Here is a 25895-nt window from a genome sequence, read left to right as displayed (position 1 = left end):
TGGGTTCAGGCGGCGAGTGCGAGTTTGAGATCCGCGTGCGGATCGCCATTGGGCAAGCGCAGATCATAAGCGGCTTGCAGACGAGCAAATACGCCCGGGGTGATGAATGCCGGCGGCTGAGGGCCGAGGTTGATGCCTTTCACGCCCAGATGCAACAGCGTCAGCAGCACCGCCACGGCTTTTTGTTCAAACCAGCTGATGACCAGAGTCAGAGGCAGATCATTGACCGTGCACTCCAGCGCCTCGGCCAGGGCTACCGCCACCATGATGGCGCCATAAGCATCGTTGCACTGGCCCATATCCAGTAATCGCGGCAAGCCAAGATGCTCGCCGTAGGCGTGATCGCGAATGCGATACTTGCCGCAGCCGAGAGTGAGAATGAAGGAGTCGGCTGGCGTGGCGGCGGCATAATCGGTGAAATAGTTACGCCCCTTCTCGGCACCGTCGCAGCCGCCGATGACGAAGAAATGGCTGATCTGTCCGGCTTTTATGGCGTCGAGAATCGTACCGGCCTGCTCGAGCAGTACCTGGCGATGGTAGCCCACCGGCTGCTCCACGCCGAGTCGCTGTTCGCACGGCGGGCAGGTACGCGCAGCGGCGATTACGGCGGAGAAATCGCCGTTTTTAATGTGCTGACCGTCCGGGACCGCCACGGCATTGGTGGTGAACAGCCGCTCGCGATAGCTCTCGGGGGGGATCAGCACGCAATTGGTGGTGCCGACGATGGGACCGGGAAAATCGGCGAATTCCTTTTTCTGATCCTGCCAGGCGCCACCATAGTGGCCGGCGAGATTGGGATGCGCCTGAAATTTGCTGTACATGTGCGCCGGCAGCATCTCGCCATGGGTGTAGACCTTGATGTCGGTGCCTTCGAGCTGTTCGAGCAGTTGCCACAGATCGAGCAAGTCATGGCCGGTGATCAGGATGCCCGGGCCAGCTAAGGTGCCCTCGCGGACCCGGGTCGGGCGGGGCGCGCCGAAGGTGGCGATATGGCCCTCATCGAGCAGCTGCATGACACGCAGATTCTTCTCGCCGCATTCCAGACAATAGTGCAGCAGGGTGTCTTCATCGAAATTCACGTTGGTCATGGTCGCGAACAGGGCTTCTTCGATGAAGGCCGAGACGGTCTCATCGGACTGTCCAAGCCTGCGCGCATGGTGGGCATAGGCGGCCATGCCTTTAAGGCCGAAAATCAGCAGTTCCTGCAAGGACTGCACATCTTCGCTCTTGCCGCAGACGCCGGGGCTGGTCACACAGGCAGATTGACGAAAGGTTTGCTCGCATTGATTACAGAACATGGACGCACTCCGGTGGCAGTGAGTAGAGACAGGAACAATCGCGCGCGGCGCAGGCCAGCAATTGGCCTTCGCTGCGCGACAGCGGAGTACAGTCTGCAACCAGGCTCGGGGAGATGGCCTTGATCCGAGTCAAGCGGGTCAGGCGGCCAGGCTGATCGGTGCAAGCCTGCAACTGGACCGGGATCGGAATCAACGGCCTTCCCTACGTGGAAACAAGGTCGGCGTCTCCAACCTATGTTTACGAGGCTGCATCTAGGTTCACTCAGCTGACGGCCTGCTCTTTTGCTGGGGGAGCAACGAGGCGCCTGGTCGCAAAAGCAAGAAGCCAGCAGGCGCAACGGAACCTAAAGCACCATGGCAGGAGAGCAGCGCATCGTCGGGTGGCATGACATGCCCCCCGCGCGTCGATGGTTAATCCTCCAGCGACGCTCTCAGCAGCATTGCGGAGAAGCCCATGGAGGAAATCAATTGGCATGCTGCTCAAACTTTCCTCCGGCGGAATCAGGTCGGACATCGGTGGCGCGGACAGCCGCAGCATCCGGTTGCCGCGGCGCTGAAACTGATAATCCACCGTCAGGATCTCCGCCCTCCAGCCGCTGGCTTCGGCTTGGTCGATGACAGCGGGCAGATGCGCCGATTCAGCGCCTGCGAGCGTCAGCAGGGGGAAGACGCGAACCTCGCCACTGACGCGCATCAGCTCTGTGATCGCCTCGCAATGCGCAGCGGCATCGATGTGCTCCGAATAGGTGAACAATAGGTGGGACACTAGGGCCAGATCAAAACGACCGGCGGGAAAAGGCAGATGCGGCAGCTTGGCGGCAACATAGCCAGCGACCCTGGATCGCCAGGCCCGAATTGCGAAACCCGAGGCAGGCGCAATTAGAGAGTTTCTTAGTGGGATTTAGTCGGTATAAATAAGGTGTGTTGTGTCTAACGCTCGCATGAACGGCATCCAAAGGGCGATCTTGATCATCGCGGCGCAGCCAAGGAAGGCCGTGAGTTGGACGGTGATCATGGTTCTGTTTCCCTTTCCAAATGGGGGCAATCCAGCCAGAAGAAGGCATGTCTGTCAATCCGCCGGTTCCGGCAAGAAGGACAGATCCATGGCATACCGCTGGGGATGATCCGAGTCGATGAACACCGTCACATGGCTGCGATTGAGGTACTCACTGGGATCAAACAAAACGGGCTCGCTGGTGAAGACATGCACCTTGCCGGCGCGTAGGTTTTGCCACTGGGTTGTGATCCGATAGGGATGCCGAGCGCGGGCGCTGAAACGGGTATCCTGGTGAATGCCAGTGACGGTTGTCTGAACCGGCTTGCCGCTCAGTTACTGCCGACCGGCGCGATGAACTCAATGGTCGTGCCCTCGCGATCCTGAAAGCGAACCACCGGGCGATAGGTACTGCTGCCACCGGAACCCGAACCGGACTGGCTGGAGCGGGTGAGATCCACGACCGTGCCGGTCGTCGAGAGCGCGTTGTCGATGAACGCCGTCGTCCGGTAATAGGCGATTGCCGCGATGGCCAACAGCACCAGACCCATCAGCGCGAACAGGACGCCGACAGAGCCGAGCATTTTCATGGTGGGATCGCCTCCTGATGCTCTTTGAGCAAGTGTGGCGCAGATAGCAGCCCACAGTCCGGCAACCCATAGCCCCAGCGCCACGGCAGGCCGGTACAGGGACCGCCGCCCAGGCGCACGGAGCGATACATGAGATCGCCCACCAGCTTATAGAGCCGTGCAACCTGACCATCACCCAACCCATAGCGCGCATTCAGCGCGGCCGTTCGCCGTGTGGCGGTCTCGATCACGCACTCGCGCAGTGCCTGATCCGCGTGCAACCGCGCTTCGAAACTCGCTTGCGCGCTGGACGCATTCAGCCCACCGGCATGATAGACCCGATCATGCGCAATGCAGCACGACTCCCATGGCGGGTGATCATCATGAATGGCGCGAAAGCCCGGCAGCCATCGGGACAACTGTGCCCACAGAACGGAGAGCCCCCCGCTGCAGCCGTCGCTGACGAAAGGCCGCAGGTGATCCGGGTGAAACGTCTCGAGCCGTCTGAGACGCTCATGCTGGGACAACTCCAAGGCTTGTTCCATGTTAGACACTGTGGTGCCGAGGTCCGAATCCGCCAATACCCCAGTCGGCACGCCAGTCGGAACACCGGCAGCCAGGGCGAAAAACGCCAACAACAGTCCCGCGAAACGATCGCAAGGTTCATCCACCATCCTTCGGATCGCGATCATGACCAAAGCTCCCGCCCTCTGTGCCAAACTGCTTCAGGTCGGCGATATCCGCGAACGTCCGATCATCAGCCCGCCAAGTAGCGCGCCAGCTGGAATGGTCACCCAGCCGAACAGGAACAAACTGAAGGCGCTGAATGCAGCCGCTCCGGCGAGTCCCTGGAAAGGGTTCATGGGTGGCTCACCCAGGGAACTTGTCGTGCCGAACCACAGATAATCCAGATTCATTATCTTGTGCCATCGTGATATGACCAGTGCAAGGATGACCGGGGGACCGATCATCTGCAATGATCAGGATTTGCAGAAGAAGGCTTGGAGTAATTACTGTCCCCGTCCATGTTACTGGCAAAGTCACGGAAAATCTCAGCTGAAAAGGGTCAATCTGTTGGCGTTACGCCGACAGCCCGGCATAGAGCGACATCGCAACACGCAGGAGGTCAGAGTTAGATCAATCCGTCATCGAACGCCACGGCACCCGCATTCAGTGGCTACCGCCGCGACGCATGCTCATGCGGCTGCTGCAAGCACCCTTCCGCCGGCGGCAGGTCATCGATACCCGCGGGTAGAACCCGCGCTAATCCTTCTCACATCCGCGCCGGCGCTGATCAGAAACGCGATCGCCTGTTGGTCCTTGCGCCACACCATGACATGCAGAGGCGTATCACCATCGCTATTGGTGCTTGTCACGCTGATTTTCCGCCTGCCCATTTCCGCAGGAAATAGCACGTCCGAAGCCGATTGCAACACGTCATCCAAAGTTCGCATGTGCGTTTTCGCCATCAAGCGCCAGGCAACACTTGAACGTCCGGCGACCAAAGCGGTTTGATTTGGCCCGTCTCCCGGTAACGCCGATAGTCGTCGAGAATCTGTGCATGATCGAATGCCAGCGGCGCGGGCAGCGCATCAGGTGAGAAGATTGCCAGATTGCGCGCATCATCTTGCGCCCGTGGCTCACCGCTGGCTTCTGCCACATAGACGGCGCTGGCGGTATGGCCGCGCGGGTCGCGTTGTGGGTCCGAGTAAAGCCCCAGCAGCGCTCGCAGTGTCACGCGCAACGCCGTTTCCTCAAGGGCTTCGCGCACCGCTGCGGCTTCGATGTGCTCGCCAATGTCGACAAAACCGCCGGGTATGGCCCAGCCCGGCGGGGGGAAGCGCCTTTCAATCAGCACGATGGGCCGGAGGGGCCGGTCGGCCAGTTCGATGATAATGTCCGCTGTTAGGAGCGGTGTTTGTGGTTTAGCCATCGCGAACCTCAGCTTTGGTCAGGGTCGTGCAGTCTTCTTGCTCTCGGTATTGCTCATCAGAGAAACTCCCCAATATCCGCAGGCAGGTGACCACCAATCAGAGCAAACTCCGCGCAGCATGCCCTCCAATCGACCCAGCTTACAAGCGGCCCGAGAAGCCTGGCAATACCGCGGCCAGACTCGACCACCCTTCGCGCAGAGCCCGGGACCAGATCAAGAATCTGTCTGGGATTACCCGTGTCCGCCAATCAAGGCTAGCATCCTGGCTGGCGATCTGAATGCCAGTCCCTGGTCATCGGCCTTTGCTGGGCTGAGCCAGACCGAGGTGCGCCGCGCAAGCGGGTTGCAACCCACCTGGCCGGCGGTTGGGCAAGGCTGGTTCGGCATCCCCATTGATCAGGTGCTCGTCACCACCGCTTGGTGGGGTGCTGAGTCCGGGTCCACCCGGTCGCTCGGTTCCGATCACCGGGCGCGCAGCGTCTTGCTGTGGTGACTGCGTCCATCGCGATCCTGTCACCGCGAGATGCATGGCTCCGAGCCACTCGCAGCCGATCGCCATGGCTCGGTTAGCGGGCCTGAAGTTGCTGGCGGACAAAGGCATCGGTCTGACTGCTGGCCATCAGTTCGTCGAGAAACGCCCGGATTCGCTCTGACTCCCCAGTGCGCTCCGCCGTTTCGAGCGCGAAGCGGCGTGCCTCCCAGACATCGGACGCTGTGAGCTCATAGAACCGACCGGCCGCCATCCAGCGCAGCGCCGCCATGGCAGCGTGCGAGGCGAACGATGGATTTGAGTCCTGATAATCCCGCGCCGCGCGCAGCAGGGTGCCGATGTCCACCGGTGAGCGTTCCGCCAGCTCAGCGGCCAGTTCGAGGAATCCCAGGGTCTTGGCGGTGGCAAACCAGCGGCCCGGATCCGAAGGGGTGGCGGCAATCAGATCGTTCAAGATCATCCGCGGTTCCTTGCCGGGGTATTTCTTGATCAATGCGCGGCAGGTTGCCAGGTGAGTCGTGGCCTGATTGGCCTCCAATGCAAAGCGCGCATAGGCCTCCTCGGATCGACCGGCCTCCAGCAGGATCGCCTCGCAGGTCTGTGCGATGGCGGTTGGACTGTTGTTGATCCCATGGGAGTCTTGGGCATAGGCAATCGCCTCATCCCCGCGCCCCATCGCGACCAATGCCTGCACGCCGAAGCACCGATACCCCCAGGACAGATAGGGCGCGGTATCGATCAGTGCCAACAGCTCCTCATGGCGCTGTGCCTTGAGCAGACAGCTCAGGCAGGCCGGTGTCCATTTGCAATACCCACCAGCCGACTGCCAGCTGGCGCGCACCAGGGACAGACAGTCATCAGCGAAGCGGGACGCCCGCTCTGGCGTGCGGCACAGCTCACCCCAGCGCTCGCTGACTTCCCACAGGTAGTCAACGCCGTCATCATCGACCGCCTGCTGTAATCGCTCCAGCCAGCGTTCGTTCTGGGTGGTATCAACAGGCGCCGCAAGCACAATGTCGATCAGGGCATGCACCGTTTTGCCCGCCGCATTGCCCAAGGCGCCCGATGAGGTATCGATCTGCGCGAGCGCCGGCCACAGCTTCTCCATCAGGAGAATGGCGCCGTCAGCGGCGAGCACCGGATCGGTCCGCGCCACTTTCTTGATTTCAGAGAGCGCTTCCTTGAGCCGCTCGGCCGCGAGCTTGGAGCCCTTCCACCCGAATGCGTTGGTGCGAAAGCGCGCGCGAAATTCCCATCGGTGCTTTGGTTTGGCCATCTGGTTAGACTCCAATGCGTTGGGCGCGGCATTGATTGGTGCCGCGCGGGGCCAGCCCGTGGCATGATCGCTTACCCGGGCTATCCAATTGCGCGATGGTAACGCGATCTGGCGGTTGGCTGCTTCCATCCGGCGCGGCTTGACTGCTTTGTTGGCAGTGAACGGGTGCGACCACAGGCTGGCGCCTATTACGGTGGCTGGATCACCGACGATGTCGTGGGTCCATTCAAAGGCGAGCCAGGCACCGGGCATTGGTAATGCCCTGGGAAACGGGCGCTGGCGCGCAACGTCGTTCCAGTTGCCAGGCCAATGGGCTGGTCTGCAACGCAAACAGGGCTGGCCAAACCGACTGAGCCAGCTCAGCGCGGCGGTTATTGGGGCGGTCGCAAATCGCGCCAGAGACGCATCGTCCAGACCAGCACATAGACCAAGAAGATCCCGAGCGCGATCAAGAACAATGACTCATCAAGTCGGACGGGATTGGAGAGATTGGCCTGAAGAGTCAAGAGTCCGACAATCAGCAGAAAACCAAAGAGCGCAGTTCCAAAACCCCAGAGCCGGTGACTCAGGCGGACAACGGTGGCCTCGCGCCGCTCCGGGCTCAACCAGTAGGCACGGTGGGGAAGATTCACCCATCGCATCGGTGTGTGTCTGAGTAGCGTGGGGGAGAACCAGAACAGCAAGAAGAGGAGGGTGTCCACTCCCAGCATCACGGCGGTGCTGGCCGCGCGTGAAGCCCAACCGTCGGCGAGGCCGCCCAAGGAAAAATGGATGGCGACCCGCTCGGGTAGCAACGCGAACGAGATTACGGCCAAGATCAGATTGGCCAAGAAGCTCAGGAACAAAATCAGGCGCATGGATGCCTCCCGCAGGCGTGGCCAAATACCCGGCGATCTTCGTTACTCATCGTCCCCGCTCAGCCTTCTCTCACAGTCCGGCCAATGGCGTAGTCCGAGCCGCAACCCCCGGTCGGGCTGATGCTCTTCGAGGGCGCCCCGCGGCTGCTGCGTGCCGAGGTGACCATTCTTGGAGTCCATGCTGGCGATCCCACGCGCCTCTGCGTTGAAGCCTACCCCGGAATACTCGCACGTCAACTGATTGGACGACGGTCCTACAAGCAGGATGATCCCAAGAAGCAAAGCCATGCGCACAAGCAGGCGCGCCACGCCTTGCTGGTCGCCGTCTGATCCCCAAGTGCTGGAAGCCACTTTGCACTGGGCTGCGCGCGAGGTCGCTTGGACGGCGCGGCAGACGGGTCACTTTGGGCGGGTGGTGACCTTAAAGATGCGTTTCTTGCCATTCGAGACCCATACCCGCTCGCATTCCCTGAAGGTGCCGACGGCGGACGAGCAAGATGTGTTTCGCGTCGCCCGGTCAATGCTTGCCGCTGAAACCGCCTGGGCTGGCCGTCCCGTGCGCTTGATCGGCGTGGGACTGTCCGGCTGGTCGCAAACCAGCAGCTCTGCGCAGCTTGATCTGTTCGAGACGGCCGATGCTGGATCAGATCCAGCGGACAACACCTTGACAGAGACGCTCGACGCCATCCGCCACCGTTTCGGTGCCGAGGCCATTCAGCGCGGACCGGCATTTAACCCACTCGCCGGAGATCCGTAAGCGATCAGCGAACTACATCTGCCCTTGAGTCGCAAGTGCTTGAGATGCGCCGCGTACTGTCGCGTGAACTGGTCCTGACAGGTTGTTGACATGTGGGTATCACCTCATGGTTGTTGACAGACAACCCCTCCAACGCGAGGGCGTGAGGTGATATTTTAAGCCGGGACTCGCCGCCGGGTTCTCTGCGAAGCGGCTCCGTGTGCGCCCGCAAAGGCGCTTCATCAGCACGGTGAAAGGCCGTGTCGGAGTATGCCGAGACTCCGTAGCCAAAGGAAACTGCGCCGCCGTGAGGCGGGTTGGGGGAGCAACCGGAGGCGAAAGGTCAGTCCGTAGGATAACGAACCCGATTCGGCGGGATATGGCGACGAGCCTGCACGGAGACGGCGAAGTCTGAAACCCACCTGTAACGCTGCGAACGGCGTGGAAAGCGATTTCAGGGCGATATCACGTGGTTGGGGGCGGAACGACAAGAAGGTGAAGCGAGAGAAGCGGGGAGACCTGTCGGCGCCGGTGAGCGCTGACAGGAGTCAAAGCCCTCATAGTAGTGCAGGTTTGTCAGTGGGCACCCAAGGGCCGATGCGGTGGAGACGGCGCATCCGAAGAACTGGGGAGGATTCCCTGCCGAGGGGTAAACTGGGGCAGACGAGAGGCGCGGAGAGCAAAACCGCGGTGAGCGAAGGGGGGCAGGAAGGTTGATCCGAGAAGGCCAAACCGACGGAGGTGAGATGCCAAGTGCGTCAGTGCCGGAAACGGCTAAACAAGCATGCAAAACCCGTATGCCTTGGTGCTGGGCGCCTGGGGCTGCGGCGCTTTCGGCAATGACCCGCGACGCACCGCCCAGTCCTTCCGCACGCATCTGGAGCAAGCCTTTCCCCGCGCCTTCGACCAGGTGGTCTTTGCCATCACTGACTGGTCACCGGAGCGGACCACACTTGGGCCATTCCGCGAAGTCTTCGGCCAGTCTGCGTGAGGGAAAAGGGCAGCGACCTGGCTGAGACGGGCGACGCATCGACCTGCTGGCTTCGTTTGGGCGCGGAGACTCAGGTTTTCTCGAACAAGGATGGGTAAACTCCCGAAGGCTCAAAGAAGAAGGTGGACCGAGATTCTAGTTAGCTGTTAGGACGCGAAAACATGAGAAAAATGAATATTTGGAACCAGGATAAATATCTGAAAGCCTGGAATTTTGCTTCCAAAATTCACAATGGTCAGAAATTGCCAGGAAGCGACATTCCTTACATAAATCATCTTGGCTTAGTTGCAATGGAGGCAACTGCAACGGTAGCTCATGAGAATGTTAACAACGCAGATCTTCTCGTTTCTTGTGCATTGCTGCATGACTCAATTGAAGATACCACAACCACTTATGAAGATATAGAGGAGTTATTTGGTATAGAAATTGCCGATGGAGTCTTGTCGCTTACTAAAAACACGATGTTCCCATCAAAATTGGAACAGATGAAAGATAGTATTAAAAGAATACGGAGTCAGCCATTAGAGGTCTGGATGGTCAAGTTATGTGATCGAATCACAAATTTGCAGCCACCCCCAAAGCACTGGGATAAGATCAAGATAGGAAAGTACAAAAATGAAGCAGGTTTCATCTTGGATCGGCTTGGCGAAGCCAGTCCATTTCTTGCGGACAGATTGTCTAATAAAATAGCTAACTATGAGCAATATCTATAATTCCAGCCCTGACAAGGCAAAACCAGTCGACGCGCCAAAGGCGCGCGCGGCTGAGCAGGGGGTTAGGCAGTACAGGTACCGTTATGCGTCTTGTTAGCTGGAATCTCGGGCATCAGTGTCGCGAAGATTCAATTCCGAACACGTTCTTTGCGGCAATCGAAGCTCTCTCACCTGATGTACTCTCGTTGAACGAGTATGTCCACGGCTCAACGCGTGCTAATATGGTGGGACGATTAAAGAGTCTTGGCCTATCTCACTTAGCCGTATCGCAGCGTCTAAATAGTCACAATCAAGTACTTGTCGCTAGTCGCTATTCCCTTGCGCCTGGGTCCATCGTTGGACCAGCTACTGATGGGCACGGAGGCGCATCAAACTTTCTCCATGTGCAGATTCCAACAATGAACCTCGACTTTGTTGGCGTTCGTGCGCCGGCCTACAGCGGAGTCGCGCTCCACGACTACTGGAACAAGCTGCTACAAATTATCCGTAGCACGAAGGGACAACGAATTGCGTTCATGGGAGACTTGAATACTGACCCAGACCAACCGAAGAGATCAACAGCTAGGTATCTTCGATCCCTTCGAGAGGAAGGGTGGTTGATTCCGGTACCTGATGGTTTGTGGAGCTTCGCATCCAAGGCTCAGAGATATAGCAGGATCGATCACGCTGTCTTGTCAGCTGAGGTTATGGTCGAACGGGCGCAGTATGTTCGCGAAGTTGAATCCATCATACTTGCCGCTCCGGGTCGGACAGACGCGGTGTCTGATCACACGCCACTCGTCGTGCAGCTTGTGTGAGCCTTCGCGGTACCTTCTAACTTAACGCTCCGATCACGCTCAGCCGCTGTGCTTTGCGTTAGCCAAAGTTTGACATACACGGATTAAATCTCCTTTTTAATCAGTAAGATGGTCGTAAACAGATGTCCGTTATGGCACTACATTTGTGATTTCTCCCTCTGCGAGTCGTACTCGCCGCGATCTGTGCCAAGCAGTGGGCATGAACGAAGTCATGATGTCAATGGGTCCCCGAAGATTATGGCACTACATTTGAGTCACAATTTTTAAGCATCTGTTCTGGCGGATAAATTTTTCTTGTAAAAATAAAGAAACAATGATGTAGAGCAATTCTGGCGGCCAAAATTTCAAATATGGGTTAGCTGAAATATGAAGATTGTCACTCTGAACATTCAGCACGGTGGAGGAAAGCGTATTCCAGGAATACTGAACTACCTGCAATCTCAAGATGCCGACGCAATCGTCCTCACTGAGTTCAGAGAAAATTCAAACGCAGAGGCTCTTCGTTTTGGCCTGGCTGCAGATGGATACCGCTATTTCGCGGGAGCGTCAATCGCTCCGAAAGAGAACACGGTCTGCATCTTTTCTCGACAGCCATTCGTAGCTCGTACGTACCCCGCACTTCCCGCTCAAGATCGGCATCGGCTCATATCTGCGCACTTTGATGGCATTTCTGTGTATGGAGTGTATTTCTCACAAAACAAGGCCAAAGTGGGTCTGTTTGATTTCTTGGCGAAAGGTTGCCATCTGCCCACTGAAGCAGCATATTTCATCGTCGGGGATTTCAATACTGGCCTTCATTTCCAAGACGAGGAAGGTGCAACCTTCTTCTGCACGACGGAATTCAAGGCGCTCTCAGAGTCTGGGGTTGTCGATTCATGGCGCAATCGCAATCCGGCCACCCGGGAGTTTTCTTGGTACAGCAATCACGGCAATGGCTTCAGAATTGATCATGTATTTTCCAGCACAGAGGGCGACGCCTTGATCGAGCGGGTGTACTACGACCATAAGCCAAGGGAAGCTAAGGCCACCGACCACGCAGCCTTGGTGGTAGAGTATGTCAGTTAGCAATCCGGCGCTGTCGGACTGCCTTCAGCGCTTCGGGCTTCCGGCCGCCGCCGCCGACCGAGAACCTTGGGTGATAAGGGAGGATTCTCGTGAACACAGCATCTAACGATTTTGGCTGTAACACCTGCTGGCCTAAAGTAGCTGACGAAGCATGGGAAGCAGTTAAGCATCTGAAAAGCGAGATTGAGCTAATTGACGAATCACATTTCATGATCAAGGTTCGATCTTGCAAGAAATGCTCTCAGCAGTTTTTGTGGGTATTCACTGAAACTATCGATTGGAAGGATGGCGAAGACCCACAATACTGGGCGGTTCTCCCAATAACCCCGGCAGAGGCGTATCAGCTATTGTCAGATGGCGGTACTACTGTAACAGCACTTCTCGGGTTGTCGTCAGAACGGAAAAGTCTTTGCCATGACTTCCCTAAAGGTAGCGAGCCAAAAAGCTATTGGAGTCAGGGAATAGTCATAGGGCCACATGATTGAGGCTAGATCCATGAGCCAAATGTCACCGAATATGCGTTTGCAGCCGAGCCTAAACCCGTCCCTTCGCTTTGGGTTACGGTCGGCTGAAGCTAGGCGTTAGAATCAAACGGATCACGCTGGAAATCCGGGACAGACTTCGTTAAATTCGCCTAACGAACTGCTCCAACCGAAGCCGGATTAGCTCTCGCTCAACCAGCTCGGCTGAGCTTGGCGTTATGTGCGCATGGCTACATCATTCGCAATCATGAGGAGTTAACTGTATGAGCATAAAGACAGGATCATGCCTTTGTGGAGAAGTCTCTTTCGGAATAGAAGGCGATTTTGATAATTTCTATCTTTGTCATTGTAGTGGGTGTCGAAAAGATACAGGCTCGGCTCATGGGGCCAATCTTTTTTCTTCTACTGCCAAGGTGAAATGGGTATCAGGAGAGGATAAAGTCACAAATTTTACTTTGCCTTCAAGTCAACACACCAGATCTCTTTGCTCAATCTGTGGATCCGCACTTCCAAATATTCAAATGGGAGGTGAGCTTTTGGTGGTCCCTGCTGGAAGCCTTGATTGTGATATATCCATCACTCCTACAGCGCATATTTTTATTGCCAGCAAAGCAAATTGGGACAAAGATATTCATAAATTACCGATGATAGAGGCTTTGCCGTCATAAGCATAAAACCACATAACAAAGATACTTCAGTCGACGCATAAAGACGCGCGGCTGAAGCGCCACCTAGCCTTCTGGATTGGCTTGGCTTTCCTATCCCTCATCGAGTAGATGAAAAGAGGACGTCCTTTGCAACACGTGATGGAAGAATTCGCGAACCAGATCCGCGACTACTACGAGGACCCTCTCGCTGCGCTGGCAAAACAGTTTATGTTCCGACGTCCGCCCACTGTCGGCGAGTTGCGTCGGCCGGCGCAGGTCTTGCTCTTGGGCAATCACTCGTCGGGGAAGTCCACTTTTGTGAACCATCTCTTGGGCGACAATGTTCAGAACACTGGGGTTGCTCCCACGGATGACGGGTTCACGATCATCACTCATGGTGCAACCGCGACCGAGCGAGATGGGCCTGCTGTCGTTAGCAATCCGGACTTGCCCTATGAGGGGCTCCGGTACTTTGGTGACCAATTGGTCTCGCATGTGCGCCTCAAGCTGCGCCCCGCTGAACTCTTGCAAAGGGTGACGCTGATCGACAGCCCGGGCATGATCGATGAGGCTAAAGCCGAGAACGGGCGTGGTTTTGACTTCCCCGGTGTGGTGCGTTGGTTCGCCGAACGCGCCGACCTTGTGATGGTCTTCTTCGATCCCGATAAGCCAGGGACGACGGGCGAAACACTTCAAGTCTTCCGCGAGTCCTTGGCAGGCATCGACCATAAGATGTTGATCATCTTGAATAAGGTGGATCAGTTCCAGAGCTTGCACGACTTCGCGCGGGCCTATGGTGCCCTCTGCTGGAACCTCGGCAAGGTTATCCCGCGCAAAGACTTGCCGATGATCTATAACACCTTCATACCGCTGCCCGACAAGCCGAAGTCGCGCCTGCCGATGGAGGACTTTGAGAAGGCGCGCAATGATCTGATCGGTGAGTTACGCCGTGCACCGACCCGGCGGATGGATAACCAGATCACACAGATCCAGGCATATGCCGAGCGGCTCCGGTTGCACGCGATGGTGATCAACAAGGCTGCCGACAAGTTCAAATCGATCCGCGCGCGCTGGCGAGGTTTCTTGCTCCTGCTCTTTGGCGGGCTGGGCGCTGCCGCCGTTGGCACGGGCATGGTTGTGGCGTTGCCAGGGATTGGATTGGCCGCAGTCCTAGCTTTCAGTTTGATCGAGTACATTATTCTCCGGCGGACCAAACGGCGTCTGATTTCTCGCTTCGACCAGATCTTTGAACATCTGCACGATCAAGAGTTGCTGGTGCGCGACCGGGCCGATGACTTGCGCATGATGTGGGAAGAGATCAGCCCACGCGCCCGCGAGATTGCTGAAAAGAGCGGCCTCCAGTCGTTCGAGAAGATGAGTTGGCACAAGCGCGAGCATCTTGACGAACTGACGAACGAGCTCATCCCGCAGCTTCGGAGCAAACTCCACGACGCCATGCGAGATAGCGACGCGCCCGCACCCGCGTTGGAGCAGGATCGCCCGGCGACCTTCCCGGCATCAGAGCCGCGCCGTCCGCTGGTCGAAGGTGACAGGTCCGCGAAACCTAAGCGTAGAACTTTCTTCTGAGGTGAGCAGGCTGGGGCGGGTTGACCTGCCGTTGAAAGCGCCGCGCTTCACGTCCGCTCTTGCCGAATGCAGCTCATTGCTCGGGCCGGGCTCCCTGCGCGCAAGAGACGTTTGATCTTCGCCTGTTTTGGTGTTTTCTAAAGTGAGGATGCTGTGCCCAGCTTGCAGCCTTGGATGCTGACTCTGCGCCGTCGGTTGCGTCGGGAGCCTAGCCGAGAGGGGAGGCTGTTGGCGATCTTTGTTGCCGACCAAGCAGGCGCGCCGATGCGTTCCTGTGATCAGGCATTTGCCCTGGTTGACGCGGGACTTGCTGATGATCGATACGCGCTGGGCCGTGGGTTTTGGCGGCTGACCGATGGGTGTCAGGTCACGCTAATCTGCGCCGAGGATCTTGTTCGGGCACAGCTCCGGCATGGGCTAGCGCTTGATGCCGGCCAGCACCGGCGAAATCTGGTCGTGTCTGGGTTGGCGCGAACTGAACTGCGCAACCGGGAGATACGCATCGGCGATGCCCTGTTTGACTGGCATCGGGTCCGCCCGCCATGCGGCTATCTCGACCGCATCTCTGGGCCGGGAACGGCGAAGGCATTGGGTCGGCAGTCCGGCCACTGTCTTCGCGTTCGCGCAGCGGGCCTCATTAAGGTGGGTGACCGCGTTCATGTCTCACCACCAGCGAGTGGATCGCAACGCTGACAGCGCGATATGGGGCAGCCCCAACAGCCCTTCTACTGCCAACATCTCACCCAAGCCGAGCCCTTGGGCGCGGAAATGCGCCACCGCCTGTGCAGCTCCCGCTCGATCGAGCGCGAAGAACCGCGCGATGAGCCGCTCTCGCAGCACTGAGCGCCCCAAAGCGTGCTGGCAAGCTTCCAGTCGCGCGCGCCGAAGCCGTCGTGCCAGGTCTGGCGGTAGCAGATAGTAAAGGAATGATCAGCCATTGACCGGTTCATCCCAAACCACCCGCATCACGCCGATGTCTTCCCACCCATGGGCGCGCTCGCAGGTATCGCAGACCGCGCGGACCGGCGTCTGGCCGCATCCCTGACAGCGTTCCACCCAGGCCAGCGCCAGCTTCAGATCAGCCTGTCAGAATAATGGTTGAGAATGCGGTCAATGTCATGGGAATTCCCCGCGTTAATCCAATCTTCTGCGAAGGGCTCGGGCTCTGGGATCATGTTACTTTCTGTGTTGCACCAAGGTCGCACATCCGAGGGATGCGTCGTCGTGTCTCTCTCCGCACCCGCGCGTTGTCTTGCCTCGGCGTGCGAGAATATCGGTTCGGTCGTTTGGAGGGAAAGATCGCATGAAAAGTAATCGGCAGCGCCGCGCCGAGATCAAGGCAAAACGCGGCCTCCGGGCGATGAAATTGCAGAGTCGCTTGAAGCCCAGGGCGCGGTTGGGTGAGAGACCGCTAGGTGCGGTTCCAGCCGACCATGGCGAGCTCAGCCACAACAACACCTATGGGTTGCTTCCCGACTATTACGTTGATCGACGTTTCATTTGCCGTGATTGTGGCGCGACCGAGACTTGGGCGGCTCAGCAGCAGAAATGGTGGTACGAAGTCGCCAAGGGACACATCGATTCATTCGCGGTGCGCTGTCGCACCTGTCGTCAGCGCATTCGCAAGCAAAAAATGGCGCAGAAGCGCCATATGGAGGCGATGGCGGCGCGGCCGCAGCATCCAAACGCCGCTTTTTTTCGACGGCGGATGCGCTTGTCCTCCGGATAATCGGCGGGTTCCCCCATGTGATCAGAATCGTCAGGAGGCATCCGGGACGAATGACCCTTTGATTCTATACTTCGCGGTTCGCTGCAGCCGTTTTACAGCTAGGACATCGCCGCAGGTCGCCTGCGTGCTAAGGATCATGCCTAATCACCACTGCAATCGTAACATCACCGAACGCGTCACCCTTGCCGGCCATGACCTGATCGAATTTCTTAAGACCGCCATCGCCGAGGGTAACGTCCGGCGTTTGGTGGTGCGCAAGGGTGATGGCCCGCAGCTGATGGATATTCCCCTGACCGTCGGCGTCGCGGTCGGTGGTGCCTTAACATTGCTCGCCCCCTTTCTTGCAGCACTCGGCGCCATTGCCGCCCTGTTCAGCAAGGTACAGGTGGATGTGCAGCGCAAGGTCGCACCGCGCGAAGAACGCCCGATCTCCGACGATTAAGGCCATCTTTTCCCCTGATTGACCATTTGGGTCGCATTCAACACCAATGAAAGAAATCAAACGCACCAAGGAACACCGGATCTACCAGAAGCCTTCCGGGCGCTATGCGGTCACGGACGCGCGCAAGCGCTCGGTCAATGGCGATGACAAAGCCGCCGTGCTGCTCGCCGAGGGGCTGATCACCGCACCTAAGTCGAAGGCACCCGCGGCACCGGCTGAAGAAGCCGCCGCCGAATAGTCGGCCAAAGCTTGTTTCTGAACCTGGCAGACTCTGCCACTCGCGGATCGCGTGCTGATCCCGCGAGTGGATCCCCCCTCGCCGCGCTCCCCATTCAGGCCGCGGTGCCGGCGCTGCGAGAAGCGCTGCGCCACGGCCATGCCATTGTGCAAGCCCCAACGGGCTCGGGGAAATCCACCGGCGTGCCCCTGGCCTTGCGCGATGAATCCTGGCTGGCGGGACAGCGCATTCTGATGCTTGAACCCAGGCGCGCAGCCGCACGCCTAACGGCGGCGCGCATGGCCGCGATGCTGCAAGAGCCGTTGGGTCAAAGCATCGGTTATCAGGTGCGCTTTGAACGCACCACAAGCGCAAGCACGCGCATTGAGGTGCTGACCGAAGGCATCCTGACCCGCCGTCTGCAATTCGATCCCGAACTCGCGGGCGTTGGGCTGCTGATTTTCGATGAATTCCACGAGCGCAATCTCGACGCTGACCTGGCTCTGACTCTGGCGCTTGATGTCATCGACAATCTGCGCCCCGATCTGCGGCTGCTCGCAATGTCAGCCACGCTTGAGGCTGCACCGCTGGCGCAACTGTTGGGCGGTGCGCCGGTGATCGAGGGACAGGGTCAGGCGTATGCGGTTGAGCGCCGCTATGTCGAGCCGACACCCGCGCGTGGCAGAACCGGCCAACTGGCTGCACGATCCGGTGCCCATGCCAGTGCCGCCCCAGTCGCCGCTGTTGCGCCCTGCGTGCGCCAAGCGCTGCGCGATAACACAGGCGATCTGCTGGTGTTTCTGCCCGGCGTGCGCGAAATCCGCCAATGTCAGGACGCCCTAGCGGATGTGCTCGATCTGACTGATCGGCCCGACATGAACGGCCAGCCTGTCGAGGTCCTGCCACTGCATGGTCAATTACCCGCCGAGGCCCAGGATCGCGTCCTGTGCGGCGGGACGCAAGGCGCGCGCCGGGTCATTCTGACCACGGACATCGCCGAGACCAGTCTGACCATTCCCGGCATTGGGGTCGTGATCGACACCGGCCTGACTCGCAAGCCGCGCTTCGACCCCGGCAGCGGACTCAGCGCCTTGCGCACCGAACCCATCAGCCTGGCCTCGGCCGAGCAGCGCGCTGGGCGCGCCGGGCGCCTCGGCCCCGGCGTTTGCTATCGGCTCTGGACACGCGAGCAAGAACGCTCACGTCCCGAGCAGCGCCCTGCCGAAATCCTCAATGCCGACCTGGCGCCGCTGGCCTTGCAACTCGCCGCCTGGGGCGTCTCCCGCCCGCTGGATCTGCGCTGGCTGGAGGAACCACCGCTTGCAGCCTGGAAGCGCGCCATTGAGCTGTTGCAGCGGCTTGGCGCTGTCACGGCCACTGGCACCATCACCGCGCTGGGTCGAGCCATGGGCCGCCTGCCGGTGCATCCGCGACTTGGCGCCATGTTGTGCGCCGCTGCCCCCGAAGCGCGAGCGCTGGCGGCTGATCTGTGCGCCCTACTGTCCGAGCCGGATGCCCTGCGTGGCGAGCAGGGACCGCCTCCGGTCGATCTCGGCCCGCGCTTGCGCGCGCTGAATCACTGGCGCGAGAAGACCAGCGACCGCGACATTGGAGCGGCCAGAACGGCCCCAATGGATCGGCGTCGGCTCAAAGCCATTGATCAGGCAGCGGCACAATTGCGCCGCCTGATCAGCAAAGCCAAACCCGTGACAACCGATCAAACGGATCAATCAGCCCTTGGCGCGCACACCCCAGCCACTCTGCTGATGCTGGCCTACCCGGATCGGATCGCGCAACAACGCAGTACCTCGGGCCGCTACCGTCTGAGCGGCGGTGGCGGCGCCCGGCTGCCAGAACAGGATGCGCTGATTGATGCCGAGTATCTGGTCATTGCCCATCTCGATGCCCCGAGCGAGATCGGCCCCGGCCTGTCACGGGTCGAGAGCCGCATCCGCCTGGCATTGCCTATCGCAGCCGCTGAGCTGCTGGAACAAGCGTTCATCCCCATCGAAGAGGAGCACAGGCTGCACTGGGACAGCGAGCGTGAGGCAGTCGCCGCCCGGCAAGTGCGGCGTCTCGGCGTTCTGATCCTGTCCGAGCAGGCACAGCCAATCACGGATACCCAAGCGGCCGCCGACTTGCTCCTCGAACAGGTGCAAAAGCAATTTCCCACCGCCCTGGACTGGTGCCCCGCCGCGCGCCAATTACAGGCGCGCATGGTTTTGCTGCACCGCCACTTCCACCATCAGGGCTGGCCCGATGTCAGCGACAGCGCCTTGCAAGCCACTCTGGCGCAGTGGCTGACTCCCTGGTTGAGCGGCAAAACGCGCTTGGCCGAGGTGCGCGCGCTTGATCTCTGTGCGCTATTGCGCGCCCAACTCGACTGGTCGCAGCAGCAGGCGCTTGATCGCCTGGTGCCAACGCACTGGAGCAGTCCCGCCGGGAAAAGTCATCCCATCGACTACAGCTCGGCGCAAGGCCCGATCCTCGCTATCCCCTTGCAGGAAATGTTCGGCAGCCGCCAGACCCCGGACCTGCTTGATGGACAGCTCGCGGTGACCCTGCATTTGTTATCCCCAGCACGCCGCCCGCTGCAAATCACCCAAGACCTTGCCAGCTTCTGGCGCCAAGGCTACCCTGAAGTGCGCAAGGAACTGCGCGGACGCTATCCCAAGCATCACTGGCCAGAAGACCCGGCAACCGCCCAGGCCGTCACACTTGGGCGCAAGCCAAAAGCCAAACCCTAAACCTGCAATCAGCTGCCTGCAATCAAGTGCCAGCGATCAAGTGCCAGCTGCTGGCTTCATTTGGGCGCGGAGACTCAGGTGTTCTCGAACAAGGATGGGTAAATCACCAAGGCCGCATTGAAAATGCCCCTTATCCACTGATCCTGTGGATAACCTTGTGGGCAACCTTGTCAGATGGCGCCTAAGCTCTTGTCCTGGCGCGCCTCGTTTTCGATTGGTCAAATTCTTTGCGGTCTGTAAGTGACTGTTTTTGAGTTTTTTTAAGCCTGTTCCATCATCTTGTAAGTGGTTGAAACCAGCATTTTCGCGCAGAACGTGTGTCCCTACGGGGGCTGTTCATAAACTCCGGGCCGGTTGTCAAGTCCCGATGTCCGACGGGTGTGACGGGTTTGGGTTGATTTGTTGAAAAGATGTCGGTACAAACTACAGCACTATCCTCCAGGCAATCGGCACCATCACGACCGCGAATATCCGAGCCCAAGCTAGAGGATCTGCGGCGTCTTCGACGATAAACAGATACCGGCTGGGGAGGTAGAGGAAGAGCATCAGAAGGGCTGATGTCACCAGGATTGTCATACTGCGAGCGCCAAAACCAATACCTCTAACCCCCTCGAGTTCCGTGACAATGAGAGAATCCCAGAAGAGGATGGTGAGGATGGTCATCGATAACCACAGCAGGCTATCCGCGAGCCACTCTTGCGTCTTATTCGCTGGGCTCGATGGCTTCGTGCCTTCATGCTTGCCAGCTCCAAACGGGCGGCTGGACCGGCGCACCAGCCCGGTAGCTATTGAACCTAGCGCCAAGGACAAGAGAACCCAATACCACGCTATCTCGCTGTCACCAGGCACAGCAGCAGCCCAGCCTAGCTGCACAAAGGCCATGAGCACAACGACAGTGAAAAAGAGCCAGTGAAGAAATAGCAGCCCTTGCAACGCGCGTTGTAGCCATTTTGGGTGCGGTTGTGGCGAGTCGGTCAGCCGTCCCCTCAGGGCAGGAGCTTTCCAGTATGCTCCGGCCATCTGCGAAACAACCGCGAGCAGCAAGATGGCGCCAAGCAGTGATCCTTCAGCCGGGATCAGTTGATCCGGAGCCGGTGAGATCATCGCCAACCCAATCGCCAAGGCGATAACATCAAAGACTACGCCGTGTAGGTTGCCAGTCGATCTAGTCATTGGCTGAGTATCTCAAATGGTCAGAGTCTGCTGCGGGGTCTAGCGGGTTTTCAGTGTGCCCGCTCTTAGGCTCGTTGGAGCGCGATGGGCTGCCATTCAGATTGCCACATCATGAGGAGCAGTTCCGATGCCAAGTGCGGCGGAATCAGCATTCGAGTCAAGGCCTCGACTCGAGGGCCGCGGTCGATCAGCCAAATCTGTGACGAGCCTCTATGCATAAGAAAACCCTGAATTGCCAGCGTCGACTGCCTTGCTTGCTACTCGTCGTCCTCTTAGTGAACGGTCACTCGACATTAGCTGACGAGTCCTCCAACCTGCGGCAGGCCATCGAGTTGTTTCAGAAAGGCGATATCGCAGAGGCCGAGGTGCTGTTCGAGCGTGCCGCCCTTGCAGGCAGCCCGCAAGCACAGTTCAACCTTGGTGTGATGTACGATCAGGGCGTTGGTCTTCCCGAAGACGACAGCGCCGCCGCTCGTTGGTACGCCCTTGCGGCCGAACAAGGCGACGCCGAAGCGCAGTTCAACCTGGCGTTGCTGTACGACAAAGGCAACGGTGTGCCCCAAGATCGCGCCCAAGCCGCTCGATGGTATCGACAGGCCGCACAGCAGGGCATGGCACGCGCACAGTTCAATCTTGCCCTGATGCATGAGACTGGCGAGGGTGTCGAGGAGAGTATTGACGATGCGCTGGACTGGTATCTCAGAGCGGCTCGTCAGGGCTATCTCAAGGCGCAAGTCAACCTCGGCCTGCTCTATTTCGAAGGCGAAAGGGTTCCTCGCGACGATATCAAGGCCTACACCTGGCTAGGGCTGTCTGCCGCACAAGGCTATGCCGAGGCCGACGTGAACCTGCAGGCCCTGGAGCGACGCATGACAGCGGCGCAGTTAAGCGAGGCCCGCAAAAGACTGGTCGGGCTGCGGCGAGCACAAAGCCAGTAGGATGGCGGTCGCCCCGAGTCTTAGCCAGTTTCACCTGGGTAGGAAGGGGCCGCGATTCTGGCCCCTTAGCGCCAGCCTGTGCTCATCGGTGCGTTACCGATCCTGCTGTCGGTTAAGACGTGATCGTCATCAACCACATGGCTGACGGGTGCGGTGCCCAGGCTGTCGCCGATGCCTGTTTCGATCCTTCTCAATGTCCAGGCATGAGTAGCAACTGATGGGTCGGAATCATTGAGCTTCCCGCTGATCGCGACTTTTATAAATGTTGCAGCCTTTCCAGCCCTGGCGGTTTCTCATAAACTTCCTGGCTCACCACTATTTTTTAATAGCTCCTTATGCAGATTTTGTAGATAGGCGTCACCGTCTTTGCAATATGAAAACAGTGATATTCCATTGGGGTAATCTTCATAACCCAGGTTAAGGATTATGTTGTTTATTCTAATCTCCCAAAATCTGATGTCAGGGCTATCTATCGCTTTTATTTTCCTGCCATGTAATTGTTTAGTTAATTTTTCAGCGAACTCGGGAAACTGCTCCCATGTTCCAGCTTCCGTTAATTCAATACAAACGTGCCCCGAATGTGTTTTCTTGAGAAGAGGTTTTCTGAAAGAGATCATGCAAGTGCCAATGTCGTTGGCGCGGGTCGTTGTTGCGATACCTGCCTTCGAGCCGTGTTGGGCGTTCGATCGACTGCTAGAGTTGAACAATGGCATGGCGGGCATGAACGGTTTAGGCGCTGCGCAATCGGCTCATCTTGACTAGACCCACGGTGGCGGCTTGACTCTGACCCTGACCCTGGTGAATCGCCCCTTGGTGCCGACCCGGCCGCGCAGCCTTCCGTTTGGAACGTCCCTGAAGCAAGCGTTGCCGGCACTCGCTGGCACCGGTAAGCGTCAGGACATGGCCGACACCGGGCCTTCAGCCGAGACTCGGCCACTCACCTCGTTGAAGGTCAGGACTCGACCCTGAGCGGACTTAACGCCAGCCGTAACCGGCGCATTTGTAGTGAGCGCAGCGAGCGAAAAGCGCGTCCGCGTTAACGGCCTTGTTATGCAAACAAGCTTTGCTGAAAAATTTCAGCAGCGTCACTTTCTATTTCTCTGTATGACTCCGGCAATAATGCCACTCTGACGTTGGCAGTGCCTTTTGTCCAATCTACAGTCTTCCCATCTTTTCCTTTCCTAGTTAGCTTGATTCCAGCACCGAGATTCATTGAAAAGAAATCCAGGAAACGTCTTGCGCCAACGCCAGTAAATGGCTCGAAAATAACATGATTGCTCTCATCTTTTTCGTCAGTTTCGAGCTTTGTTCTTAATTCAATTGAATCCGAGTGAAACTCAAGCGCCTTGCTTTTCGGATAGGGCTCAACATATACAACCCTTTGAATTCCAGCGGCGATAATATGCTTTGCACAGTTATGGCACGGGAACGTGGTGCAGTAGAGAGTGCCATCTATAGTCGATATACCGGCCCTGCTGCATGACAAAATGGCTTCCATCTCGGCGTGAACAACTCTTCCGAATTCCGTTAAATCTCTTATTCGACTATGGTTAAGAACGATTTCGATTTCACTCGTTTGATCGTTGGTCAACCCAGAGACTTTTTTTACCCCTCGCATAATCTCCGACAATATCTCTTGCTGCTCTACTTTGTTTGAATCTTCATTTCTTGTGTAATCTTTTCCATCTTGCTCATCTATTACCTTTCCGCTTGCATCGTCGACATTCGCCCAATAAAGTCCACCACCTTGCTTCGGAGTCTCATTGGCGCCCGTTGACAGAATTTGATCGTTTCTAGCGATTACTGCACCAACTTGACGTGAAAGATCGCCTGACCGGACTGAACTAGAAAATGCCATAAACATTGCAAATTCGTCGAACGTCGGATTCTTGTAAGGATGGGCAAATATTAGTTCGAGAAATCTTTGAATGGTGTTTTTTACCTGATCATCATTTTTCCCAAAGTTAATATAGAAATCGGCGAGATGGAATGTGTCTCGGGTGCGTTGGCCATGCTTTACCTTTTCATCTTCGTCAATATCGGTAAGCTCTATCGCCTGTGGATCAGTTAGGTTCTTGTCGTTGGTCAGATAATGGAGTCTGCGCTTCTTGTCGGCGTGAACTCCAAACAAGTAAAATCCTTGTCCGTAAATCTTACGAAGAGCTTCAACTTCATCTGGATGCTTCAGCGAGTTGATTATGTAAGCTCTCTTTGGCTTCGTTTCATCTCGGTTGTCAGAAATTAGCTTGGCTGCTGCGTAAGCAAGAATAGAATTAAGCTTAGTGTCTTTTCGGCGCTTATCTCCAGCCTCCATTAATGACTTAATTCGCTCGTACTCGTTTGATGTTGTTCCGTTCGTTTTTAGCAGTGACGAGACTTTTATCTCTATTGCGGCGTATCCAAAATGTGACAAGCGATCTTTCAGCGGCGTGACCACTCTAGTTGTTTCGGTTCCCACTGCACTTACCAAACCGATTACTATCTCAGAGTTTTCAAACGCACCTATTAGATATGCTCTGCCAACTCGCTCGCTATAAGGGATTGAATCCTCCGGGGCGCCTTCGGCATCATCAATTTCTACTAGCTCTATCGGCTCATGTGCAATTTGTTGTTGATGATTTGGATCTAGGCACGACAGCACCAAATCTTTCAATTTCTCTTTTGGTTCATCTTTTCCCTGAAATTGAATAGTTCCGGTACTTGAAAACCAATTCATCACGCCGCCGTTTAACCGAAGGACTTTCTTGTTGGCCTGATTTTCGTCCCATTCACCGTTGATGGAACTCAATTTCTGTTTTAGCTCATCGTAGGTGCCGGTGAATATTGATTTCATTAAAGTTCCCTAATATAGAGATGCTGGAGATGCTGGCGGAGTGTTCTTTTTATGCATAACATGTAATCGGCGACTCCGCCCCTCAGCGAATATCACCACATCTAGAAACTTTTCTGCAGATCTGGATATCGATCGCTATATTTACGTATCTCGATCTGGATTTCCAAATCTAGATATACGCACCTGGCGATCCAGATGTGCGTACCCGCCTTCAATCGTCTTGCGGGTCTCCATGTCCGCTTTTGGCCGATAGAAGACAATCGATCTGCTGCAAACGGGTTAGCAAGCCAGCCGCTTTGGCAAGCGACTAATGCACAGCCGGGCGATGCGTATTGTCTGTATCCGATAAAACCTCAGCCAGCGCAGCGGCCAGATTCTGCATTCCGGCTGTTACCATCGCCATTTGCTCGCTATCGAGCGTCCCGGCTTGCAGCATTTCTGCAAGAGCACCTTCAGGCACCTCGCCAAAACGAAGTTGGTGGTACCCGACTGCGATAGCGAGAACATTTATCGCCTCGGTCACCTGTTCTTTGGTAGCTTGCTTCAACTGCCGATCTGCGTAGCCAACGCTTGCAGCTAACTGGTAGGTGTTGTAAACCTCAGTCATCGGGGCCGGCAGTAACCAGGGAGCGGCAAAGTGCGCGACTTGTCAGTCTCCTACTCGGCATAGCGGCCCTTACTGTGACGAGGGCGGCGCGCAAGACCCTGGGCGATAATCGCCGCCCTGGGCGCACTTGCTCAGTGGTTTGTGAAAAGTGTTGGATGATCCGTGTGATCAGCTCCGTTGTTCGCCTGAACTATAAATCTAATCCTACAACATTTCTTGCGTATATTTGAAGCTAGTTATCTCCTTATCTTGATGAAATATCTCTACATATGACGTTTCGCTGATGTCACAGTAGTAAAGAAGGGCATCACTCGTTTGATTATTTGGGTAGCCGTGCATTTGCTGAAGTGAGTCTATGGTATCTGGAATGGCGGCATTGATCGTTGGATTAAAGGATTCCCGTTGCAGTTGAGCGCCATAAAAAATAAACTTGTTTAGATGCGTTACGTAGTAAAAATCGACGTAACCATTCGGGTACTTTAATAGAATCGATTTATCGAGTGAATCATCAAACTCGTTTTGAACATCTTTCTCGGTCCGGCTTAACGGAGTGCCAATGCTGTCAACCGTGGTAGGCGGGTTGACTCCAATTGTGTTTTCTATCGCGGAGCACAATTCCTGGCCAGCAAATGCAACGGCTGAGGTGAACGTCAACCAAATCGAAAGGGCAAGTAACTGTATGTTTTTCATGGTTATTGTTACGCGTTCTATATTCTTATTGGGAATTTAAATTTGTTAAGTATTTAAGAGAAGCTTGAGGAAGAAAATCGGGTT

32 protein-coding genes are annotated in these 25895 nt (G+C 56.9%); 17 read left to right on the top strand and 15 right to left on the bottom strand.

All coding sequences use genetic code 11. The features are described from left to right. Positions 1–5: 5 nt before the first annotated feature. From hcp to Thiofri_RS16910, 8 genes are all read right to left on the bottom strand, one after another. Positions 6–1298 (bottom strand): hydroxylamine reductase, encoded by a 1293-nt coding sequence (gene hcp / locus Thiofri_RS16940; RefSeq protein ID WP_009147707.1) that lies wholly within the window; start codon positions 1296–1298, stop codon positions 6–8. Between the two features lie 262 nt (positions 1299–1560). After that, on the bottom strand, positions 1561–2052 hold the full coding sequence (locus tag Thiofri_RS16935; protein ID WP_051023786.1) for a hypothetical protein: 492 nt from the start codon (positions 2050–2052) through the stop codon (positions 1561–1563). Between the two features lie 315 nt (positions 2053–2367). After that, a complete protein-coding gene (locus tag Thiofri_RS16930) occupies positions 2368–2508 on the bottom strand; it encodes a hypothetical protein (RefSeq protein ID WP_190275779.1) in 141 nt (46 codons plus the stop codon). A 116-nt stretch (positions 2509–2624) separates the two neighbouring features. Beyond that, positions 2625–2882: a DUF3592 domain-containing protein gene (locus Thiofri_RS16925; RefSeq protein ID WP_040854797.1), complete on the bottom strand. Its 258-nt coding sequence runs from the start codon at positions 2880–2882 to the stop codon at positions 2625–2627. After that, positions 2879–3553 (bottom strand): hypothetical protein, encoded by a 675-nt coding sequence (locus tag Thiofri_RS16920; RefSeq protein WP_009147710.1) that lies wholly within the window; start codon positions 3551–3553, stop codon positions 2879–2881. Before Thiofri_RS16920 ends, Thiofri_RS16925 begins: the two co-directional genes overlap by 4 nt. A gap of 33 nt (positions 3554–3586) precedes the next feature. After that, a complete protein-coding gene (locus Thiofri_RS16915; RefSeq protein WP_040854801.1) occupies positions 3587–3778 on the bottom strand; it encodes a hypothetical protein in 192 nt (63 codons plus the stop codon). A gap of 318 nt (positions 3779–4096) precedes the next feature. Continuing rightward, on the bottom strand, positions 4097–4195 hold the full coding sequence (locus tag Thiofri_RS24850; RefSeq protein WP_407702947.1) for a hypothetical protein: 99 nt from the start codon (positions 4193–4195) through the stop codon (positions 4097–4099). Positions 4196–4329: 134 nt separating this feature from the next. Then, on the bottom strand, positions 4330–4794 hold the full coding sequence (locus tag Thiofri_RS16910) for an NUDIX domain-containing protein (RefSeq protein ID WP_009147713.1): 465 nt from the start codon (positions 4792–4794) through the stop codon (positions 4330–4332). A gap of 118 nt (positions 4795–4912) precedes the next feature. Between Thiofri_RS16910 and Thiofri_RS16905 the strand changes: the two genes are divergently transcribed. After that, on the top strand, positions 4913–5287 hold the full coding sequence (locus Thiofri_RS16905; RefSeq protein WP_040854803.1) for an endonuclease/exonuclease/phosphatase family protein: 375 nt from the start codon (positions 4913–4915) through the stop codon (positions 5285–5287). A 73-nt stretch (positions 5288–5360) separates the two neighbouring features. Here Thiofri_RS16905 and Thiofri_RS16900 read toward each other — a convergent pair whose 3' ends face one another. Next, a complete protein-coding gene (locus Thiofri_RS16900) occupies positions 5361–6560 on the bottom strand; it encodes a hypothetical protein (RefSeq protein WP_040855413.1) in 1200 nt (399 codons plus the stop codon). Between the two features lie 371 nt (positions 6561–6931). After that, positions 6932–7417 carry a DUF1648 domain-containing protein gene (locus tag Thiofri_RS16895; RefSeq protein WP_009147715.1) on the bottom strand — a complete coding sequence of 162 codons (486 nt, stop codon included), beginning with the start codon at positions 7415–7417 and terminating at the stop codon, positions 6932–6934. A gap of 120 nt (positions 7418–7537) precedes the next feature. Here Thiofri_RS16895 and Thiofri_RS16890 point away from each other — a divergent pair, with 120 nt between their 5' ends. From Thiofri_RS16890 to hrpB, 15 genes are all read left to right on the top strand, one after another. Further along, a complete protein-coding gene (locus tag Thiofri_RS16890) occupies positions 7538–7747 on the top strand; it encodes a hypothetical protein (protein ID WP_040854806.1) in 210 nt (69 codons plus the stop codon). 7 nt (positions 7748–7754) lie between these two features. Next, entirely contained in the window at positions 7755–8174 is a 420-nt protein-coding gene (locus Thiofri_RS16885) for a DinB/UmuC family translesion DNA polymerase (RefSeq protein WP_051023787.1), read from the top strand. 763 nt (positions 8175–8937) lie between these two features. Then, positions 8938–9144 (top strand): TIGR02452 family protein, encoded by a 207-nt coding sequence (locus tag Thiofri_RS16880; protein ID WP_040854809.1) that lies wholly within the window; start codon positions 8938–8940, stop codon positions 9142–9144. A gap of 161 nt (positions 9145–9305) precedes the next feature. After that, positions 9306–9857: an HD domain-containing protein gene (locus Thiofri_RS16875; protein WP_009147716.1), complete on the top strand. Its 552-nt coding sequence runs from the start codon at positions 9306–9308 to the stop codon at positions 9855–9857. Positions 9858–9940: 83 nt separating this feature from the next. Next, positions 9941–10654, top strand: a complete 714-nt coding sequence (locus Thiofri_RS24845) for an endonuclease/exonuclease/phosphatase family protein (protein WP_009147717.1) — start codon at positions 9941–9943, stop codon at positions 10652–10654. Between the two features lie 366 nt (positions 10655–11020). Next, positions 11021–11719 (top strand): endonuclease/exonuclease/phosphatase family protein, encoded by a 699-nt coding sequence (locus Thiofri_RS16870; RefSeq protein ID WP_009147718.1) that lies wholly within the window; start codon positions 11021–11023, stop codon positions 11717–11719. 89 nt (positions 11720–11808) lie between these two features. Beyond that, complete coding sequence (locus tag Thiofri_RS16865; protein WP_143741813.1) at positions 11809–12204, top strand: hypothetical protein; 396 nt, start codon at positions 11809–11811, stop codon at positions 12202–12204. Between the two features lie 260 nt (positions 12205–12464). After that, entirely contained in the window at positions 12465–12869 is a 405-nt protein-coding gene (locus Thiofri_RS16860) for a GFA family protein (RefSeq protein ID WP_009147719.1), read from the top strand. Between the two features lie 138 nt (positions 12870–13007). After that, positions 13008–14435, top strand: coding sequence for a dynamin family protein (locus Thiofri_RS16855; protein WP_009147720.1), 1428 nt, complete (start codon positions 13008–13010; stop codon positions 14433–14435). Positions 14436–14609: 174 nt separating this feature from the next. Next, on the top strand, positions 14610–15128 hold the full coding sequence (locus Thiofri_RS16850) for an MOSC domain-containing protein (protein ID WP_143741814.1): 519 nt from the start codon (positions 14610–14612) through the stop codon (positions 15126–15128). A 9-nt stretch (positions 15129–15137) separates the two neighbouring features. After that, the gene (locus Thiofri_RS16845; protein ID WP_009147722.1) at positions 15138–15278 is read left to right on the top strand and encodes a hypothetical protein; all 141 of its coding nucleotides are present in this window, start codon (positions 15138–15140) and stop codon (positions 15276–15278) included. Positions 15279–15738: 460 nt separating this feature from the next. Beyond that, entirely contained in the window at positions 15739–16164 is a 426-nt protein-coding gene (locus Thiofri_RS16840) for a zinc-ribbon domain containing protein (RefSeq protein ID WP_009147723.1), read from the top strand. 136 nt (positions 16165–16300) lie between these two features. Continuing rightward, on the top strand, positions 16301–16606 hold the full coding sequence (locus tag Thiofri_RS16835; protein WP_009147724.1) for a DUF4342 domain-containing protein: 306 nt from the start codon (positions 16301–16303) through the stop codon (positions 16604–16606). A 46-nt stretch (positions 16607–16652) separates the two neighbouring features. Further along, complete coding sequence (locus Thiofri_RS16830) at positions 16653–16844, top strand: hypothetical protein (RefSeq protein WP_009147725.1); 192 nt, start codon at positions 16653–16655, stop codon at positions 16842–16844. A gap of 104 nt (positions 16845–16948) precedes the next feature. Beyond that, complete coding sequence (gene hrpB / locus Thiofri_RS16825; protein ID WP_407702913.1) at positions 16949–19570, top strand: ATP-dependent helicase HrpB; 2622 nt, start codon at positions 16949–16951, stop codon at positions 19568–19570. Between the two features lie 423 nt (positions 19571–19993). Here hrpB and Thiofri_RS16820 read toward each other — a convergent pair whose 3' ends face one another. Continuing rightward, the gene (locus tag Thiofri_RS16820; RefSeq protein WP_009147727.1) at positions 19994–20743 is read right to left on the bottom strand and encodes a hypothetical protein; all 750 of its coding nucleotides are present in this window, start codon (positions 20741–20743) and stop codon (positions 19994–19996) included. Between the two features lie 212 nt (positions 20744–20955). Here Thiofri_RS16820 and Thiofri_RS16815 point away from each other — a divergent pair, with 212 nt between their 5' ends. Beyond that, positions 20956–21681 (top strand): tetratricopeptide repeat protein, encoded by a 726-nt coding sequence (locus tag Thiofri_RS16815; protein ID WP_009147728.1) that lies wholly within the window; start codon positions 20956–20958, stop codon positions 21679–21681. 293 nt (positions 21682–21974) lie between these two features. On the opposite strand, the gene Thiofri_RS16810 is transcribed toward Thiofri_RS16815, so the two are convergent. From Thiofri_RS16810 to Thiofri_RS16795, 4 genes are all read right to left on the bottom strand, one after another. Beyond that, on the bottom strand, positions 21975–22403 hold the full coding sequence (locus Thiofri_RS16810) for a DUF3630 family protein (RefSeq protein WP_083848425.1): 429 nt from the start codon (positions 22401–22403) through the stop codon (positions 21975–21977). Positions 22404–22729: 326 nt separating this feature from the next. Beyond that, a complete protein-coding gene (locus tag Thiofri_RS16805) occupies positions 22730–24514 on the bottom strand; it encodes an anti-phage dCTP deaminase (RefSeq protein WP_009147729.1) in 1785 nt (594 codons plus the stop codon). A 307-nt stretch (positions 24515–24821) separates the two neighbouring features. Beyond that, positions 24822–25121: a hypothetical protein gene (locus Thiofri_RS16800; protein WP_009147730.1), complete on the bottom strand. Its 300-nt coding sequence runs from the start codon at positions 25119–25121 to the stop codon at positions 24822–24824. Between the two features lie 204 nt (positions 25122–25325). Continuing rightward, positions 25326–25811: a hypothetical protein gene (locus tag Thiofri_RS16795; RefSeq protein ID WP_009147731.1), complete on the bottom strand. Its 486-nt coding sequence runs from the start codon at positions 25809–25811 to the stop codon at positions 25326–25328. Positions 25812–25895: the final 84 nt, after the last annotated feature.

The sequence above is a fragment of the Thiorhodovibrio frisius genome, from assembly GCF_033954835.1.
Taxonomy (GTDB): Bacteria; Pseudomonadota; Gammaproteobacteria; order Chromatiales; family Chromatiaceae; genus Thiorhodovibrio; species Thiorhodovibrio frisius.
Note: the sequence above shows the minus strand (reverse complement) of the source record. Positions and strands in the feature narration are given on the sequence as shown.

Excerpts from the sequence above, each read along its gene's own strand:
- Thiofri_RS16905 (WP_040854803.1), top strand. The coding sequence starts at position 4,913 with ATGCCCTCCAATCGACCCAGCTTACAAGCGGCCCGAGAAGCCTGGCAA.
- Thiofri_RS16920 (WP_009147710.1), bottom strand. The coding sequence starts at position 3,553 with ATGATCGCGATCCGAAGGATGGTGGATGAACCTTGCGATCGTTTCGCG.
- Thiofri_RS16845 (WP_009147722.1), top strand. The coding sequence starts at position 15,138 with ATGGGGCAGCCCCAACAGCCCTTCTACTGCCAACATCTCACCCAAGCC.
- Thiofri_RS16900 (WP_040855413.1), bottom strand. The coding sequence starts at position 6,560 with ATGGCCAAACCAAAGCACCGATGGGAATTTCGCGCGCGCTTTCGCACC.
- Thiofri_RS16810 (WP_083848425.1), bottom strand. The coding sequence starts at position 22,403 with ATGCCCGCCATGCCATTGTTCAACTCTAGCAGTCGATCGAACGCCCAA.
- Thiofri_RS24845 (WP_009147717.1), top strand. The coding sequence starts at position 9,941 with ATGCGTCTTGTTAGCTGGAATCTCGGGCATCAGTGTCGCGAAGATTCA.
- Thiofri_RS24850 (WP_407702947.1), bottom strand. The coding sequence starts at position 4,195 with ATGGTGTGGCGCAAGGACCAACAGGCGATCGCGTTTCTGATCAGCGCC.
- Thiofri_RS16915 (WP_040854801.1), bottom strand. The coding sequence starts at position 3,778 with ATGAATCTGGATTATCTGTGGTTCGGCACGACAAGTTCCCTGGGTGAG.
- Thiofri_RS16875 (WP_009147716.1), top strand. The coding sequence starts at position 9,306 with ATGAGAAAAATGAATATTTGGAACCAGGATAAATATCTGAAAGCCTGG.
- Thiofri_RS16895 (WP_009147715.1), bottom strand. The coding sequence starts at position 7,417 with ATGCGCCTGATTTTGTTCCTGAGCTTCTTGGCCAATCTGATCTTGGCC.
- Thiofri_RS16830 (WP_009147725.1), top strand. The coding sequence starts at position 16,653 with ATGAAAGAAATCAAACGCACCAAGGAACACCGGATCTACCAGAAGCCT.
- Thiofri_RS16820 (WP_009147727.1), bottom strand. The coding sequence starts at position 20,743 with ATGACTAGATCGACTGGCAACCTACACGGCGTAGTCTTTGATGTTATC.
- Thiofri_RS16870 (WP_009147718.1), top strand. The coding sequence starts at position 11,021 with ATGAAGATTGTCACTCTGAACATTCAGCACGGTGGAGGAAAGCGTATT.
- Thiofri_RS16840 (WP_009147723.1), top strand. The coding sequence starts at position 15,739 with ATGAAAAGTAATCGGCAGCGCCGCGCCGAGATCAAGGCAAAACGCGGC.
- Thiofri_RS16855 (WP_009147720.1), top strand. The coding sequence starts at position 13,008 with ATGGAAGAATTCGCGAACCAGATCCGCGACTACTACGAGGACCCTCTC.
- Thiofri_RS16795 (WP_009147731.1), bottom strand. The coding sequence starts at position 25,811 with ATGAAAAACATACAGTTACTTGCCCTTTCGATTTGGTTGACGTTCACC.
- Thiofri_RS16910 (WP_009147713.1), bottom strand. The coding sequence starts at position 4,794 with ATGGCTAAACCACAAACACCGCTCCTAACAGCGGACATTATCATCGAA.
- Thiofri_RS16890 (WP_040854806.1), top strand. The coding sequence starts at position 7,538 with ATGCTCTTCGAGGGCGCCCCGCGGCTGCTGCGTGCCGAGGTGACCATT.
- Thiofri_RS16850 (WP_143741814.1), top strand. The coding sequence starts at position 14,610 with ATGCTGACTCTGCGCCGTCGGTTGCGTCGGGAGCCTAGCCGAGAGGGG.
- Thiofri_RS16925 (WP_040854797.1), bottom strand. The coding sequence starts at position 2,882 with ATGAAAATGCTCGGCTCTGTCGGCGTCCTGTTCGCGCTGATGGGTCTG.
- Thiofri_RS16880 (WP_040854809.1), top strand. The coding sequence starts at position 8,938 with ATGCAAAACCCGTATGCCTTGGTGCTGGGCGCCTGGGGCTGCGGCGCT.
- Thiofri_RS16800 (WP_009147730.1), bottom strand. The coding sequence starts at position 25,121 with ATGACTGAGGTTTACAACACCTACCAGTTAGCTGCAAGCGTTGGCTAC.
- Thiofri_RS16835 (WP_009147724.1), top strand. The coding sequence starts at position 16,301 with ATGCCTAATCACCACTGCAATCGTAACATCACCGAACGCGTCACCCTT.
- Thiofri_RS16815 (WP_009147728.1), top strand. The coding sequence starts at position 20,956 with ATGCATAAGAAAACCCTGAATTGCCAGCGTCGACTGCCTTGCTTGCTA.
- Thiofri_RS16860 (WP_009147719.1), top strand. The coding sequence starts at position 12,465 with ATGAGCATAAAGACAGGATCATGCCTTTGTGGAGAAGTCTCTTTCGGA.
- Thiofri_RS16805 (WP_009147729.1), bottom strand. The coding sequence starts at position 24,514 with ATGAAATCAATATTCACCGGCACCTACGATGAGCTAAAACAGAAATTG.
- hcp (WP_009147707.1), bottom strand. The coding sequence starts at position 1,298 with ATGTTCTGTAATCAATGCGAGCAAACCTTTCGTCAATCTGCCTGTGTG.